General features: G+C 64.6%; 16 protein-coding genes. 11 read left to right on the top strand and 5 right to left on the bottom strand.

Translation table 11 applies throughout. The features are described from left to right. The first annotated feature begins 96 nt into the window (after window positions 1–96). The 5 genes from ACNJX8_RS31655 (at window position 97) to ACNJX8_RS31675 (ending at window position 4,722) form a co-directional block, all read left to right on the top strand. A complete protein-coding gene (locus ACNJX8_RS31655) occupies window positions 97–1,074 on the top strand; it encodes a small ribosomal subunit Rsm22 family protein (RefSeq protein ID WP_439358010.1) in 978 nt (325 codons plus the stop codon). A gap of 138 nt (window positions 1,075–1,212) precedes the next feature. Then, window positions 1,213–1,773 carry a LemA family protein gene (locus ACNJX8_RS31660; RefSeq protein WP_439358012.1) on the top strand — a complete coding sequence of 187 codons (561 nt, stop codon included), beginning with the start codon at window positions 1,213–1,215 and terminating at the stop codon, window positions 1,771–1,773. A gap of 33 nt (window positions 1,774–1,806) precedes the next feature. Then, window positions 1,807–3,045 (top strand): M48 family metallopeptidase, encoded by a 1,239-nt coding sequence (locus tag ACNJX8_RS31665; RefSeq protein ID WP_439358013.1) that lies wholly within the window; start codon window positions 1,807–1,809, stop codon window positions 3,043–3,045. A gap of 196 nt (window positions 3,046–3,241) precedes the next feature. Further along, entirely contained in the window at window positions 3,242–3,994 is a 753-nt protein-coding gene (locus ACNJX8_RS31670; protein ID WP_128935584.1) for a hypothetical protein, read from the top strand. A 59-nt stretch (window positions 3,995–4,053) separates the two neighbouring features. Further along, window positions 4,054–4,722 carry a hypothetical protein gene (locus ACNJX8_RS31675; RefSeq protein ID WP_439358014.1) on the top strand — a complete coding sequence of 223 codons (669 nt, stop codon included), beginning with the start codon at window positions 4,054–4,056 and terminating at the stop codon, window positions 4,720–4,722. Between the two features lie 27 nt (window positions 4,723–4,749). On the opposite strand, the gene ACNJX8_RS31680 is transcribed toward ACNJX8_RS31675, so the two are convergent. The 5 genes from ACNJX8_RS31680 to petA all read right to left on the bottom strand — a co-directional run bounded on the left by ACNJX8_RS31680 (window position 4,750) and on the right by petA (window position 11,344). Then, window positions 4,750–5,289: an adenine phosphoribosyltransferase gene (locus tag ACNJX8_RS31680; protein ID WP_128935586.1), complete on the bottom strand. Its 540-nt coding sequence runs from the start codon at window positions 5,287–5,289 to the stop codon at window positions 4,750–4,752. 10 nt (window positions 5,290–5,299) lie between these two features. Continuing rightward, window positions 5,300–7,465, bottom strand: a complete 2,166-nt coding sequence (locus tag ACNJX8_RS31685; RefSeq protein ID WP_439358015.1) for an anthranilate synthase component I — start codon at window positions 7,463–7,465, stop codon at window positions 5,300–5,302. Between the two features lie 304 nt (window positions 7,466–7,769). Then, window positions 7,770–8,444 (bottom strand): dienelactone hydrolase family protein, encoded by a 675-nt coding sequence (locus ACNJX8_RS31690; RefSeq protein WP_439358016.1) that lies wholly within the window; start codon window positions 8,442–8,444, stop codon window positions 7,770–7,772. Window positions 8,445–8,678: 234 nt separating this feature from the next. Beyond that, window positions 8,679–10,751, bottom strand: coding sequence for a cytochrome b/c1 (gene fbcH, locus ACNJX8_RS31695; protein WP_128935589.1), 2,073 nt, complete (start codon window positions 10,749–10,751; stop codon window positions 8,679–8,681). Window positions 10,752–10,813: 62 nt separating this feature from the next. Continuing rightward, window positions 10,814–11,344 carry a ubiquinol-cytochrome c reductase iron-sulfur subunit gene (gene petA, locus ACNJX8_RS31700; protein ID WP_011085272.1) on the bottom strand — a complete coding sequence of 177 codons (531 nt, stop codon included), beginning with the start codon at window positions 11,342–11,344 and terminating at the stop codon, window positions 10,814–10,816. A gap of 278 nt (window positions 11,345–11,622) precedes the next feature. Here petA and ACNJX8_RS31705 point away from each other — a divergent pair, with 278 nt between their 5' ends. The 6 genes from ACNJX8_RS31705 to ACNJX8_RS31730 all read left to right on the top strand — a co-directional run bounded on the left by ACNJX8_RS31705 (window position 11,623) and on the right by ACNJX8_RS31730 (window position 15,392). Next, the gene (locus tag ACNJX8_RS31705; protein WP_439362002.1) at window positions 11,623–12,090 is read left to right on the top strand and encodes a tRNA (cytidine(34)-2'-O)-methyltransferase; all 468 of its coding nucleotides are present in this window, start codon (window positions 11,623–11,625) and stop codon (window positions 12,088–12,090) included. 10 nt (window positions 12,091–12,100) lie between these two features. Next, the gene (gene queE, locus ACNJX8_RS31710; RefSeq protein WP_128935591.1) at window positions 12,101–12,733 is read left to right on the top strand and encodes a 7-carboxy-7-deazaguanine synthase; all 633 of its coding nucleotides are present in this window, start codon (window positions 12,101–12,103) and stop codon (window positions 12,731–12,733) included. A 16-nt stretch (window positions 12,734–12,749) separates the two neighbouring features. Then, window positions 12,750–13,115 (top strand): 6-pyruvoyl trahydropterin synthase family protein, encoded by a 366-nt coding sequence (locus ACNJX8_RS31715; RefSeq protein WP_128935592.1) that lies wholly within the window; start codon window positions 12,750–12,752, stop codon window positions 13,113–13,115. 128 nt (window positions 13,116–13,243) lie between these two features. After that, entirely contained in the window at window positions 13,244–14,131 is an 888-nt protein-coding gene (gene hemF / locus ACNJX8_RS31720; RefSeq protein WP_439358017.1) for an oxygen-dependent coproporphyrinogen oxidase, read from the top strand. Then, window positions 14,122–14,865: an HAD family hydrolase gene (locus ACNJX8_RS31725; protein WP_439358018.1), complete on the top strand. Its 744-nt coding sequence runs from the start codon at window positions 14,122–14,124 to the stop codon at window positions 14,863–14,865. Before hemF ends, ACNJX8_RS31725 begins: the two co-directional genes overlap by 10 nt. Before the next feature lie 308 nt (window positions 14,866–15,173). Then, window positions 15,174–15,392, top strand: coding sequence for a YodC family protein (locus ACNJX8_RS31730; RefSeq protein ID WP_128935594.1), 219 nt, complete (start codon window positions 15,174–15,176; stop codon window positions 15,390–15,392). Window positions 15,393–15,536: the final 144 nt, after the last annotated feature.

A 15,536-nucleotide genomic window follows, 5' to 3' on the forward strand; every position in this document is an offset into this window, starting at 1 on the left:
TGGAGCGGATGATCCAGTACGCCGCGGCTTCTCGGTTGACGGCTACCGTCTCGGAATACTGGATGTCCCGCCTGCGCGGGGCATGACGATGGGAAGATGATCGCACCCACCCTCCCCGCCGAACTGAAAGCAGCCCTCGACGGCAAGCTCCAGGGCTTCCCGCGCAGCGACGCCGCACAGCGATCGCAGAAAATCTCGACCACCTATCGCGCCGGCGGCGGCTCCGGCACGATCAAGTCGGAGGCCGATGCCCTCGCCTATGCGCTGGCGCGCATGCCGGCGACCTACGCGGCCGTCGCCGCAAGCCTGAATGCGCTGACCGAGATCGCGCCGGACTTCGCTCCGGAAACATTGCTGGACGTCGGCGCAGGTCCGGGCACCGCCAGCTGGGCCGCTGCCGAGGCGTTTCCGTCGCTGCAAGATTTCACCCTACTCGACGCCAACGCCACCCTTAGCCGGCTCGCGCTCGAACTGGCCCGTGATAGCACGCGTCTGGCAGATTGCCGCTACCTGCCCGGTGACGCCGGCGGTAACCTCGCCGAGGTCTCTCAAGCCGATCTCGTCGTCGCCAGCTACATCATCGGCGAGCTCAACGAAGGCGACCAGCGCAAGCTCGCGGACGCGATGTGGGCGAAAGCGCGCCACGCGCTGGTGGTGATCGAGCCCGGTACGCCCGCCGGCTACGCGCGCATCCTCGCCCTGCGCCAGCAGCTGAGCGCGGCAGGCGCCTATGTCGCCGCACCCTGCCCACACGAAAAACCGTGCCCGCTCATCGCGCCCGACTGGTGCCATTTCTCCCAGCGCCTGCCGCGCTCGCAGGCGCACCGGCAGATCAAGGGCGCCGAGGTGCCATTCGAGGACGAGCGCTTCATCTACGTCGCCCTGACCCGCACGCCGCCCGCCGCGCGCGCCGCTCGCGTGCTGGCGCCGCCGGATGTCAACAAGGCCGAGATCACGGCGAAGCTCTGCACCGAGGCTGGGGTCGCGCTGACCAAAGTCCCACGACGCGACAAGCCCGCCTATGCGGACGCCCGACGCTGGCGCTGGGGCGATGCGATCATGTCCGAAAGTTAACCTCGTCCGGCACTTTGGCCTTGAACTTGGGTGGTTCCTGATCCGACCAAGCCTTACCTCCCCTCTGCGCCGGGCTCTCGCTTCGCGCCAATTTGGTCTACCCTAGCGCCCGCCTTCTTCCCCCTTCAGGAGTTCTCCATGTCGACCGGCTGGATCGTTCTCGGCGTCATCGTCGTCCTCGTGTTCCTGGCCTTCAGCGCCTACAACCGCCTGGTGGCGCTGAGCCAGCGCGTCGGCCAGGCCTTTGCCGACATCGACGTCCAGCTCAAGCAGCGCCACGACCTGATTCCGAACCTGGTCGAGACGGTGAAGGGCTACGCCTCGCACGAGCGCGGCACGCTCGACGACGTCATCAAGGCGCGCAACTCGGCGATGTCGGCGCAGGGACCGGCGCAGGTATCCGCGGCCGAGAACCAGCTCTCCGGCGCGCTCGGCCGGCTGATCGCGCTGTCGGAGGCCTATCCCGACCTCAAGGCCAACGCCAATTTCCAGCAGCTCGCCAGCGAGCTCTCCGACCTCGAGAACAAGATCGCGGCGAGCCGCCGCTTCTTCAACAATTCAGTCCAGGAATACAACACCGGCATCCAGCAGATGCCCGCTGCGCTGTTCGCCGGCATGTTCGGCTTCACCAGGAAGGAGTTCTTCGATCTCGGCACCAGCCGCACCGAGGTCGAGGCGACACCGCAGGTGAAGTTCTGATTTGAGCCGATAGGCCGGCAGGGCACCCGCGTCATGGCCGCGTATGGTCTCTACACGCACATCGCCTCGAACAAGTTTCGTTCGATGCTGCTGCTCGCCGGCCTGTTCATGCTGGCCTACGTGCTGGTCTATGCCGGCGCGCTGGTGGCCGAAGTCGTCATCAACGGCAATGGCACGGTGGCCTACTATCTGAGCCGCGCCTTCGCCGACCTGCTCAAAGCCGCGCCCTTCGCGACCATTGCGGCGATCGCCTGGATCGCGATCGCCTATTTCTTCCACCAGTCGATGATCGACGCCGTGACCGGCGGCCACGACGTCACCCGGCAGGAGGAGCCGCGGCTCTACAACCTGCTCGAAAACCTCTGCATCTCGCGCGGCATCACCATGCCGAAGCTGAAGATCATGGAGAGCCCGGCGCTGAATGCGTTCGCGACCGGCCTCAATCCGCGGCAATATTCCATCACCGTCACCACCGGTCTCCTCGATGCGCTGAACGACAAGGAGATCGAGGCGGTGCTGGGCCACGAGCTGACCCACATCAAGAACGGCGACGTGCAGCTCATGGTGGTCGCCGTCATCATCGCCGGCGTGGTCGGCTTCTTCGGTGAATTGTTCTTCCGCCTGTTCACGAGCTTTGACTGGAGCCCCAGCTCCGGCGGCTCGTGGTCCTCAGGCTCCTCCTCTTCGTCGCGGTCGTCCTCGTCGTCGAGCGACAGCAAGAGCTCCGGCGGCGGCGCAATCATCGTCATCATCATCGCGGTCGTGCTGATCGTGCTGGCTTGGCTGCTGTCGCAGGTGGTCAAGCTCGCGCTGTCGCGGTCGCGCGAATATCTCGCCGACGCCGGCTCGGTCGAGCTGACGAAAGACCCCGACGCCATGATCTCGGCGCTGCGCAAGATCGAGGGCCGCGGCGAGCTGCCGGGCGCGACCTCGGCGGTGATGGAGCTCTGCGTCGACAACCCGCGCGAGGGCTTTGCCGATCTGTTCGCGACCCACCCCTCGGTGCAGTCCCGGGTCGACGCGCTGGTCAAGTTTGCCGGCGGCCGCGACCCCGGCCCCCTGCCGACGCTCACGGAGGAGACGGAGGAGCTGGGGGCGCAAGCCGACCGGCAGCAGGACGCCCCGCCGCCGTTGCGCCATGGCCCGTGGGATGACGCCGACGGATCGGCCAGCCCACCGCCCGTGCCCGCCCCCAGTCCCTCCGGAACCGCCCCCAGCAACCCGGCGGCCAATCCAATGGGTAACTCTATGGGTCCTTGGGGCCGCCATTGAGCACCTGATTCCCGCCACACGCGGCGAGTTTCACCGCGATTGGGAAAAACCTCGGGAATTGCCGTAACTGGGGCCTACGGAATTTGAATTCTCCCTTGTTTCTGCCATGTTCGCGCCCAACAGCAGACTCGGGACATCGATTTGGGGCCCGGCCGATTGCGACCTCGCGATCGGGGGCGCGCGTTAGGGGACAGCAATGGCAAAGCCGGCAGTGGTTGTGGTGGGCGCGGACAAGGGCGGGGTCGGCAAGACCACGGTGTCGCGTACCTTGCTCGATTATTTTTCCGCCAACAACGTGCCGACGCGTGCGTTCGACACGGAGTCGCCGCGCGGAACCCTGAAGCGCTTCCACCCCGACATCACCGAGATCGTCGACATGACGACCACGGCCGACCAGATGAAGATCTTCGACACGCTCAACGCGGTGAGCCCGTCGGTGACCGTCATTGACGTCCGCGCCGGCCTGCTCTCGCCGGCGCTGGCTTCGCTCCGCGACATCGGCTTCCTCGACGCTGCCAAGGCCGGCCAGATCACCTTCGCGGTGTTCCACATCCTCGGCCCCTCGATCGCCTCGCTGGAGGAGATCGCCGAGACCGCGGGCTTCATGAACGGCGCAAAATATTTCCTGGTGAAGAACTTCATCAACGACACCCAGTTCTTCCAGTGGGACCAGTCGACCTACAATTCCTACTTCCACCGCATCAAGGACGCGACCGAGCTGACCATCCCCAAGCTCAATGAAATGGCCTATGAGCAGGTCGAGGTCTCCTCCGTCCCGTTCCTGAAATTCGTCGCCAACAAGGGCATGAACGACGACGCCGCGAACTATTCGTTCGTGCTGCGCGGCTATGTCCGGCATTGGCTCGCGAATGTCTGGAGCGAGTTCGACCGGATCCGGCTGACCGACATCGTCGGTTCGAAACCCGTCACCCGCAACAGCGAAAAATAGTTGCGCAAGCAGGGCTGATGCGGCTGGATTGGGCGACAAGTTCGCTCAGATAATGCGTAATGCCCGCGACACCCGTCTACATCATCTGCTCGCCCCGCCCGCAGGTCGGCAAGACCCTGCTGGCGCGGCTATTGAGCGAATTTCTGCTGCTCAAGAATGGTGACGTCGCGGCCTTCGACGTCAACCTGAAGGAGCCGTCGCTGCTGGATTACTTGCCGAAGATCACCGAGACCGCGGACGTGATCGACACCTACGGCAAGATGCAGCTGATGGACCGCGTCATCGTCGATGATGGCCTTGCCAAGGTGATCGACCTCGGCTTCCACGCCTTCGACGAGTTCTTCAAGATGACCGAGGAGATCGGCCTCTTGAAGGAGGCGGCCCGCCGTCACGTCGCGCCTCAGATCCTGTTCGTCGCCGACACCGACCGCGTTTCGGCCCGCGCGCACGAGATGCTGCGCGCGCAGATCCCGCGCATGAACCTGATCACGGTCGACAACGAATATGTCGTGCGCGGCGAGCTGCCGCCCGCGATGGCCGGCGGCCGGCTGTTCCGCCTGCCCGCGCTCCCCGGCTTCCTCAAGACCTATATCGACCGGCTGACCTTCTCTTTCACCGGCTATCTGCGTCAGGAGAAGGACGCCTCGACCGAGCTGCACCAGTGGACCCGGCGAAACTACATCGCCTTCCGGGAGCTCGAGCTGAACCTGATTCTGCAGCGATCGTAGCCTGGAATTACCCGGGCTCTATATTGGTCAATGCCCCTCGAACGTCATCAGCGTGCGCACGGGCACGTCCATGGCGCGCAGCTTGGCGGCGCCGCCGAGTTCGGGCAGGTCGATGATGAAGCAGGCCGCGACGACGTTGGCGCCGATCTGGCGCAACAGCTTCACCGCGCCCTCCGCGGTGCCGCCGGTGGCAATGAGATCGTCGACCAGGATCACGCGCTCGCCGGGCAGGATGGCGTCGACATGCATCTCCATCTCGTCGATGCCGTATTCGAGGGAGTAAGCGATGCGCACGGTGGTGTGCGGCAGCTTGCCTTTCTTGCGGATCGGCACGAAGCCGGCCGAGAGCTGATGCGCCACTGCGCCGCCGAGGATGAAGCCGCGCGCCTCCATGCCGGCGACCTTGTCGATCTTGTTGCCGGCCCAGGGATTGACGAGCTCGTCAACCGCGCGGCGGAAGGCGCGCGCATCCGCAAGCAAGGTCGTGATGTCGCGGAACATGATCCCTGGCTTGGGATAGTCGGGAATGGTGCGGACGCTCGCCTTCAGATCGTGGTCAAAGGTCATTTGGTGCCTCTCAATCAACGCGCGCATCCAGCCGGAACGCGTTTTCAACAATACGCAGCCCCACCTCGCCGCCAAGCGACATCAGCGATTCCGGGTGGAATTGCACGCCGGCGACGGGCAGGGTCTTGTGCTCGAGCGCCATGGCGACGCCGTCCTCGGTACTGGCGGTGACGTTAAGAACTTCGGGCATGCTGTCGCGCTCGACGAACAGCGAGTGATAGCGGCCGATGACGATCTCGTTCGGCAGATTGCGCATCAGGCGGCCGCCGCGCACCTGCACCCGCGAGGGCCGGCCGTGGGCGGGATGGGTGAGCTGGCCGAGTTCGCCGCCAAAATATTCGCCGATCGCCTGCACGCCGAGGCAGACGCCGAACACCGGCAGCCTCTTCTCCAGCGCCGCATCGATGGTCCTCTTGATCGCGAAATCCTCCGGCCTGCCGGGGCCGGGCGACAGCACCAGCAAATCCCACTTCTTCTGCTTGAGCATGTCGAGCGCATGCACATAGCGGACCACGGTAACGCTGGCACCGACCTGGCGGAAATAGTCGGCGAGCATATGGACAAAACTGTCGTCGTGATCGATCAGCAGCACCTGCTTGCCGCTTCCGGTGGCATCGGGCGCAAAGGTCGACAGCGGCTTTGGCGGATCGCCGCGCAGCGCCTGGAACAGGGCGGCAGCCTTGACCTGGCATTCGCGGTCTTCCGCGGCGGGATCTGAATCGAACAGGCAGGTCGCGCCGACACGCACTTCAGCCAAGCCATCCTTCATGCGGATGGTGCGGATGGTAAGACCAGTGTTGATGCTGCCGTCGAAATTCACCGCGCCGATCGCGCCGGCATACCAGCGCCGCGGCGAGCGCTCGTGATCCTCGACGAACTGCATCGCCCAGAGCTTTGGCGCGCCTGTTACCGTCACTGCCCAGGCGTGAGTGAGGAAGGCGTCGAGCGCGTCGAAGCCGGGGCGCAGCATGCCCTCGACGTGGTCGACGGTGTGGAACAGCTTCGAATAGGTCTCGATCTGCCGCCGCGCCAGCACCTTGATGGTGCCGGGCACGCAGACGCGCGCCTTGTCGTTGCGGTCGACGTCGGTGCACATGTTGAGCTCGAACTCGTCCTTCTCCGAGTTCAGGAGCTGGCGGATCTGCTCGGCATCGCCGATCGCATCGGTGCCGCGTGCGATCGTGCCTGATATCGGGCAGGTCTCGACGCGGCGGCCGTCCGAGCGCACGAACATCTCCGGCGAGGCCGAGACGAGAAACTCGCCCTCGCCGAGATTCATCAGCGCGCCATAGGGCGAGGGGTTGATGACGCAGAGGCGCTGGAACACTTCGGCCGGCGAGCGGTCGCAGGGCTCGGCGAAGAGCTGGCCCGGGACCGCCTCGAACAGATCGCCACGCGCGAAGGCTGCGCGCGCCGTCTCGACGGTGGCCTGATATTCGCCGGGCGCGTGATCGGCAAAGCCCTGGCGCGGCGTCTTCAGATATGGGCTGTCGGCCGTCTCGCGCGGCAGGCCTTCGGTCGACTTGCCCTTCCAGGCGAAATCGTAAGTGAGCACCACGCCGCGGCCGGTGGCGCGGTCATAGGCCAGCAGGCGATCGGGCACGTAGAGCACGATGTCGCGCTGGTCGTTTTCGCGCGGCCGCTTCTGCACGAGGTCTTCGATCTGGAAGACGAGGTCGTAGGCGAAGGCGCCGAACAGGCCGAGCAGCCCGTCGTCATTGGCGGAGAAGGCGGCGACGAGATCGCGCACCAGCGACATCACGCTGGCACGCCGGGTGCGCTGGTCCTCCTCGACCGGCGCATCGCCGCGGATGATGTGACCTGCAAGCCGCGTGGCCGTCTTCTCGGAGATCACCACGCAGGGCTCGCGCAGGACCTCAGTGAGAAAGGCGATCAGCACCTGCCCGCGTTGGTTCAGCGCTTCCAGCTTGAAATTGACGCCTGATGTCTCGAGCTTGAGCGGCGGGTCGGAGAAGCCGAGATCGAAGCTCTCGTAGCGGCCGGGCACGGTCGTGCCCGAGGACAGCACCACGCCGCGGCGGCGGTCGAGCAGGTTGACGAGATCGTCGAGCCGGCTCGCGCCGCCGGTGAACTGCTCGGCCACGCGCGTGATCGCGAGACCTGCGCGGGTCACGTAGTCGCTTCTGGCCGGGAGGGCAAAGACTGTCCTGTTCATGTCGTCCTCTTACGAAACTTGCCGAGGGAACGCCACACAGGACAAACGATCAGGCCGCCGCACTGCGTTGGCGACCTCAGACGATTTGGGAAAAGAAAATCGCACGGCCACCTCGTTAGGAGGTGCGCCACCAGAGACGGGCTGGGCGGACGGCGGTGCTCATGGGGCGGATACTCACCATGGCGCGGGGGCGGCGTCAAGGGCGGCGCCAAGGGCTGTTGCCCGGATGGAGCGCAGCGTAATCCGGGGTCATGCCACGAGACAATCCCCGGATTACGCTTCGCTCCATCCGGGCTACGGGCTATCAGCCGAGATGCTTTCGGAAAAACTCCGTCGCCCTGCCCCAGGCGAGCTCGGCGGCCTCGCGGTCGTGCACGGCCTGGCGCTGCTCGTTGACGAAGGCGTGCTCGGCGTCATAGCGGAACAGCTCCAGCGACTTGCCGGCGGCCTTCATGGCCTTTTCGAAGCCATTGACCAACTCCGGCGTGCACCAATCGTCCTTGTTGGCGAAGTGAGCCTGGAGCGGGATCTTGACGTCGGCGGGCTTGGCCGCCTGCTCCGGCGGGATGCCGTAGAACACGACGCCGGCCGCGAGCTCCGGGATCTTGGTCGCGCCGATGATGGTGACGGCGCCGCCGAGGCAGAAGCCTGTTAGCCCGACCTTGGCGCCGTTGCGCGACAGATATTGCGTGGCGCCGCGCACCGTCTGCGTGGTGGCGTCCATGAAGTCGAGCGAGTTCATCTCCTTGTTGGCACTGTCCGTATCGTGATAGGGCACCACCTTGCCCTTGTAGAGATCCGGCGCCAGCGCATCGAAGCCCGCGAGCGCAAAGCGATCGCACAGGCCCTTGATCTGGTCCGACAGGCCCCACCATTCCTGGATCACGACCACGCCCGGCGCGTTGCCGCGCCCGGCATTGGCGAGATAGCCCGAGGCGTCCTTGCCGTCCGGGCGCTTGAAGGTGATGGTGGTTCCCATGGTGTCCTCCGATGAGTTTTGGGGGAGCGGTTGTGGGTATTCTGGCGGGTGCAAGAGGATGACGCAATCCACACTCAGGTCATTCCGGGGCGCCCGCAGGGGCGAACCCGGAATCCGTCGGGCTACGGCGTTGGTGGAGGAATGGATTCCGGGCTCGATGCTGCGCATCGCCCCGGAATGACAGCCCAACAAAAAAGCCCCCGCGGGGGCTTCTTCATTCTCGTCTCGCGCCACTCAGTGCGAGCCGGCCCAGACCTTCTTCTTGGTGAAGTACATCAGGCCCGCGAAGATGATCAGGAACACGAACACCTGGAAACCGAGGCGCTTGCGCGCTTCCATGTGCGGCTCTGCGGTCCACATCAGGAACGTGGTGACGTCCTTGGCGTATTGCGCGACCGTGGTCGGCGAGCCGTCATCGTAGGTCACCTGGCCGTCGCTGAGCGGCTTCGGCATCTTGATGGCGTGACCCGGGAAGTACTTGTTGTAATAGGAGCCTTCCGGGATGGTGACGCCCTCGGGCACCTTCTCTTCAAAGCCCTGAAGCACGGCCGCGACGTAATCCGGACCCTGCTCCTGGTACTGGGTGAAGAAGTCGAAGATGAACCAGGGGAAGCCACGCTTATAAGAGCGCGCCTTGGTGATCAGGGACAGGTCCGGCGGTGCCGCACCGCCGTTCGCCGCACGCGCGGCCTGCTCGTTCGGGAATGGCGAGGGGAAATAATCCGCCGGCCGGCCCGGACGCTCGAACATGTCGCCGGCATCGTTCGGGCCGTCCTTGACCTTGTACTCGGAGGCAAACGCCGTCGCCTGCGCCACCGAATAGCCGGGGCCGCCGGCTTCCGCGAGGTTGCGGAAGGCGATGTAGGACAGGCCGTGGCAGCTGGCGCAGACTTCCTTGTAGACCTTCAGGCCACGCTGGAGCGCGCCGCGGTCGAACTTACCGAAAGGGCCCGAGAACGACCATTTGTTGGCCGGCGGCTGGTCGCTGCCTTCGGACGCTTTCGCGCTGTCGATCGAACCCGCGAACAACGAACCGGCGAGCGCCAGCACGATCGCGGTCGACACCATCGGCGTCGATCTGCTCCCGGTTTTGGCCAGCACAGCATCCGAGATCGAGTTCGGAACCGGTCGCGGCTTCTCGATGCGCGCGAGCAGCGGCAGCACGATCAGGAAGTAGGCGAAGTAGCACACCGTCAGCACCCGGCCGGCAATCACGTAGATGCCTTCCGGCGGCTGCGCGCCGAGATAGCCGAGCAGGATGCAGACCACGACGAAGATCCAGAAGAACTGCTTGGCCAGCGGACGATACTTCGACGACCTCGTCCTGGCGCTGTCGAGCCAGGGCAGGAAGGCAAGGATGATGATCGCCCCGAACATCGCGATGACGCCCGCGAGCTTGTTCGGGATCGAGCGCAGGATCGCGTAGAACGGCAGGTAATACCATTCCGGCACGATGTGCGGCGGCGTCACGCCCGGGTTCGCCGGGATGTAGTTGTCGGCGTCGCCGAGATAGTTCGGCATGTAGAAGATGAACCAGGCGTAGAGCAGCATGAAGCAGGCGACGCCGAACATGTCCTTGATGGTCGCGTGCGGCGTGAACGGCACCGTGTCCTTTTCCGTCTTCGGCTCGACGCCATCAGGATTGTTCTGACCGGCGACGTGCAGCGCCCAGACGTGGAGGACGACAACGCCCGCGATCAGGAACGGCAGCAGATAGTGCAGCGAGAAGAAGCGGTTCAGCGTCGGGTTACCGACCGAATAGCCGCCCCACAATAGCGTCACGATGCTCTCGCCGACATAGGGAATGGCGGAGAACAGATTGGTGATGACCGTGGCGCCCCAGAAGCTCATCTGGCCCCAGGGCAGCACGTAGCCCATGAAGCCCGTCGCCATCATCAGCAGGTAGATGATGACGCCGAGGATCCACAGCACCTCGCGCGGCTCCTTGTACGACCCATAGTAAAGGCCGCGGAACATGTGAACGTAGACGGCGACAAAGAACATCGACGCGCCGACCGCGTGCATGTTGCGCAGCAGCCAGCCGTAATTGACGTCACGAACGATCAGCTCGACCGACTTGAAGGCGAGATCGGCTTGCGGCGTGTAGTGCATCGCCAGGATCACGCCGGTCAGGATCTGCATCGCCAGCATGAAGGAGAGGATGGCGCCGAAGGTCCACCAATAGTTCAGGTTGCGCGGGGTGGGATAGGCGACGAAGGAGGAATGGATGAGACCAAAGATCGGCAGACGCCGCTCGATCCATTGCAGGGCCGGATTGCTCGGCTGGTAGTCGGATGGTCCGCTCATGATGCGATCCTGAGGAAATAGTACGACGAGACGGCGCGAAGCTTCGGACGCGGGTCCGAAGCTCAGCCGATCTGGATTTTGGTGTCGGAAACGAACTGGTACGGCGGCACTGGCAGGTTCGCGGGCGCAGGCCCCTGGCGTATGCGGCCGGACGAATCGTACTGCGACCCATGGCAGGGGCAGAAGAACCCGTCGTAATTGCCCTCATGAGCGATCGGGATGCAGCCGAGATGGGTGCAAATGCCGATCACGACCAGCCACTGCTCGTGGCCGGACTTGACCCGGGCTTCGTCGGACTGCGGATCGGGCAGGCTCGCCACGTTGACGGCGCGCGCTTCGTCGATCTGCTTCTTGGTGCGGTGGCTGATGTAGATCGGCTTGCCGCGCCAAAACACCTTGATGTCCTGACCCTCGGCGATCGGGCTAAGATCGACCTCGATCGGCGCACCGGCGGCGATGGTCGAGGCATCCGGATTCATTTGCGAGATGAAGGGCCAGAGCGCGGCCGCGCCCCCTACTGCAGCGGCTGCCCCCGTTGCAACGAATAAGAAATCACGGCGTGTCGGATGGTCCGCCGAAGACGCTGTCGTCACGATTCCAACCCTTTCTTCTTATGCGACCGGTCGAACCGCTCCGGGGGGCGCCCATGAGGTCCCCAGAAGGCTGCCGGCGCCCGCGGCCCCCCGCGGCGGCAGAACTTTGCTTGCTCACGCCCAAAACGGGGAAAACAGCAGTCCAGAATCGTTCTATTGGCACCCTTGCCGGGCGAGCGCAAGCCCGCTATCGGCGCGGGAGCGTGCAATGCACGAATTCCCGGGGATGCGATGTTTTATTGAGACATTTTGCCCCCGCAACCAACCCGCCACAGCCCATGCAGATAGCGCTTTTCCAACCCGACATTCCCCAGAACACCGGCACGATTCTCAGGCTCTGCGCCTGTCTGGGCATGGCCGCTCACATCATCGAACCGGCAGGGTTCCCCGTCTCGGACCGCTCGTTCCGCCGGGCGGGAATGGACTACCTCGACCAGGTCAGCATCACCCGGCACGACTCCTGGGCGAGATTCGAGGACTGGCGTGCGGAACAAGGCTACCGCCTGTTGCTGTTCACCACCAAAGGTGCCACCGACTACCGCGATTTCCGTTACCAGACGTCGGACATCCTGCTATTCGGACGCGAGAGCGCCGGCGTCACGGATGCGGTGCTCGAGGCTGCGGATGCGCGGCTGGTGATACCGATCAGGGCCGGCCTGCGGTCGCTCAATGTGGCCATGACCGCGGCGATGGCCGCCGGCGAGGCGCTGCGCCAGATCCGGAACCCCGAAGGCCCAAAGGATTGAGGAGAGAGAGTTGAGTTACGCGGTCAAGGAAATCTTCCTGACCCTGCAAGGCGAAGGCGCCCATGCCGGGCGCGCGTCGGTGTTTTGCCGTTTTGCCGGCTGCAACCTCTGGAGCGGCCGCGAGGCGGACCGCAGCGAGGCGACCTGCAAGTTCTGCGACACGGATTTCGTCGGCACCGACGGCACGCTCGGCGGCCGCTACGCCTCGGCTGCGGAACTCGCCGACACCATCGCCGCGCAATGGGCCGCATCCACTGCCAACCGCTACGTGGTGCTCACCGGCGGCGAGCCACTGCTCCAGGTCGATACCGCCTTGATCGACGCCCTGCACGCCCGCGGCTTCGAGATCGGCGTCGAGACCAACGGCACGATTGCCGCCCCCGCGGGGCTCGACTGGATCTGCGTCAGCCCCAAGGGCGGCAGCGAACTCGTGCTACGCCGCGGCCACGAACTGAAGCTGGTCTATCCGCAGGCGCTCGCCGCGCCCGAGACCTACGAAGGCCTCGCCTTCGAGCGTTTCTCGCTGCAGCCGATGGACGGACCCGAGGTCGCCCAAAACACCGCGCGTGCGATCGACTATTGCCTGCGCCATCCGCAATGGCGGTTGAGCGTGCAGACACATAAATCGCTCGGCATCAGATAGGATTGTTGACGGACAGATGTGGGAATTGACGAAATCGTTCCGCTTCGAGGCGGCGCACTCTTTGTCGGGCACGACGTTCGGTGCGGCGAGCGAAGAGATCCACGGCCACTCCTTCCGCGCCGAGGTAACGGTTCGCGGCACGCCGGATCCCAACACCGGCATGGTCGTCGACCTCGGGCTCCTTCAGCGCGCCATCGAGGACGTGCGCCTGATGCTGGACCACAAATACCTCAACAAGATCGAGGCGCTGGGCACCCCGACGCTGGAAAACCTCTCGCGCTTCGTCTGGGACAGGCTGGCGCATATCGGCAAGCTCACCCGCGTCAGCATCCACCGCGACAGTTGCAACGAGAGCTGCACCTATTACGGTCCGCAAGAGTGAGATTCGTAGGGTCGGCAAAGCGCAAGCGTGCCCACCGTTCGGAATCGCGGTGAAGATGGTGGGCACGGCGCAAGGGCGCCTTTGCCCACCCTACGGCACACTCCGCTTGGTTGACGACGGGAATGCAGATGGACGCCTCAACAATCGAAGACCGCAAGGGCCGCGCCCGCGCCTGGTTCGAAGCCTTGCGCGACGACATCTGCGCGAGCTTCGAGCGGCTGGAGGACGACGCGCCGCAAGGCCTCTATCCGGGCGAAGCCGGCCGCTTCAAGCGCACGCCGTGGCAGCGCACCGATCATACCGGCGCGGCCGGGGGTGGCGGCGTGATGTCGACGATGCATGGCCGCCTGTTCGAGAAGGTTGGCGTGCACTGCTCGACCGTTCACGGTGAATTCGCCCCTGAATTTCGTGCCCAAATTCCCGGTGCCGCGGAGGATCCAAAATTCTGGGCCTCCGGCATCTCGCTGATCGCGCATCTGCGCAATCCGCATGTGCCCGCGGTGCATATGAACACACGCTTCGTCGTCACCACAAAAGCCTGGTTCGGCGGCGGCGCCGACCTCACGCCGGTGCTCGACCGAAGGCGGACGCAGGACGATGCCGACAGCATCGCCTTCCACGCCGCGATGAGGGAGGCCTGCGCGCAGCCGAGCGGTGTCGCCGACTATGACAAGTACAGGAAGTGGTGCGACGAATATTTCTACCTGCCGCACCGCAAAGAGGCGCGCGGCATCGGCGGCATCTTCTACGACTGGCATGACAGCGGCGACTGGGACGCAGATCTCGCCTTCACCCAGGATGTCGGCCGCGCCTTCCTGATGATCTATCCTGAGATCGTGCGGCGCAATTTCGCGACAAGCTGGACCGCTGAAGACCGCGAAGAGCAATTGATCCGGCGCGGGCGCTATGTCGAGTTCAACCTGCTCTACGACCGCGGCACGATCTTCGGGCTCAAGACCGGCGGCAATGTGGATTCGATCCTGTCGTCGCTGCCGCCGGAAGTGAAATGGCCATGAGCCTCGCCATGCCGCCACTCCCTCGCGCCATGCTGATCGACATGGACGACACCATCCTGTCGGCCTATGGCCGGCCCGAGATCGCGTGGAACACGATCACGGCCGAGTTCGCCGAAGAACTCGCGCCGCTGCCGCCACAGCTGGTCGCAACCGCGGTGCTGGCGTTCGCGCGAAACTTCTGGGCCAACGCGGAAGCCGCATGGCGGCTGAAGCTCGCCGAAGCCCGCCACCTCACGGTCAAGGGCGGCTTTGCCGCGCTCGCGGCCGCCGGCCACCGCGCCCTGCCCGACGATCTCGCCATCCGCATCGCCGACCGTTTCACCGCCTATCGCGAGGAGGAGATGTTCGTCTTCCCCGGCGCGCATGAGGCAATCGACCAGCTGAAGGCGCTCGGCATCAAGCTCGCTCTGGTGACCAACGGCGCCGCCGACACCCAGCGCGCCAAGGTCGAGCGCTTCGAGCTCGCGCACCGCTTCCATCACATCCAGATCGAAGGCGAGCACGGCTTCGGCAAGCCCGAGGAGCGCGCCTATCTGCACGCGATGGAGGCGCTCGGCGTCAGCGCGAAAGACACCTGGATGATCGGCGACAATCTGGAATGGGAAGTCGTGACGCCGCAGCGCCTCGGCATCTATTCGATCTGGATCGACGTGCATGGCGACGGCCTGCCCGAGGGCTCGATCGTCAAGCCAGACCGCATCATCCGCTCGCTGACCGAGCTGCTGCCGGGGTAAACTAAGCGCGCGACAACAAATTATCGAAAAACAACCCCATGCACAGTAGGGCGTTGCTGCAAATTCAAGGGCTTACGGCAACGCAAGCTGATTTTCGATTTTACGAAATTCTTTTTGACACGTCGGGCAAAACAGGGGCATGATGGCATCGTCGCGGGCCTTGCGATGAAGGCCCCCTTTGCCAGCGGCCCCGGCACCTGAGCGTTCCGTGCATGGGAGTGCGCGGTCTCATCCACCGCCCCCGTTTTCCGGATGTCATGACAAATTGCTAGCTTCGCGTCCGGTCGATCAACGCGAAAGGACAATCCATGGAAGTGAAAGCCGGTGATGTCGTGATGCTGAAATCCGGCGGCCAGCCGCTGACGGTCGCGGAAGTGAAGGAGAACGACGTGCTCTGCCTCTGGATGGGCATGGAAGGCGATTTGTTCCGCGAGACGCTGCCGCTGGCCACGCTCGCGCGCGTGGAAGAGGACGAGAGCGACGAAGACGACGAGGATGAAGACGAGGACGAAGACGACGAGGAGTAGGCAGACCGAAGACCACAGCGCCTGGTCAGATCGGAGTGCTCGGCTCCGGCGCGCCCGATGTCCGCTTCACTGCCACTAGCGCGCAATAGCGGACATCGCTGAATGTCGCAGAAGGGCCAAATCCGGACTCATGCGGGCAGCAAA

Source organism: Bradyrhizobium sp. SPXBL-04 (assembly GCF_051853035.1).
In the GTDB taxonomy this organism is placed as follows: Bacteria; Pseudomonadota; Alphaproteobacteria; order Rhizobiales; family Xanthobacteraceae; genus Bradyrhizobium; species Bradyrhizobium zhanjiangense.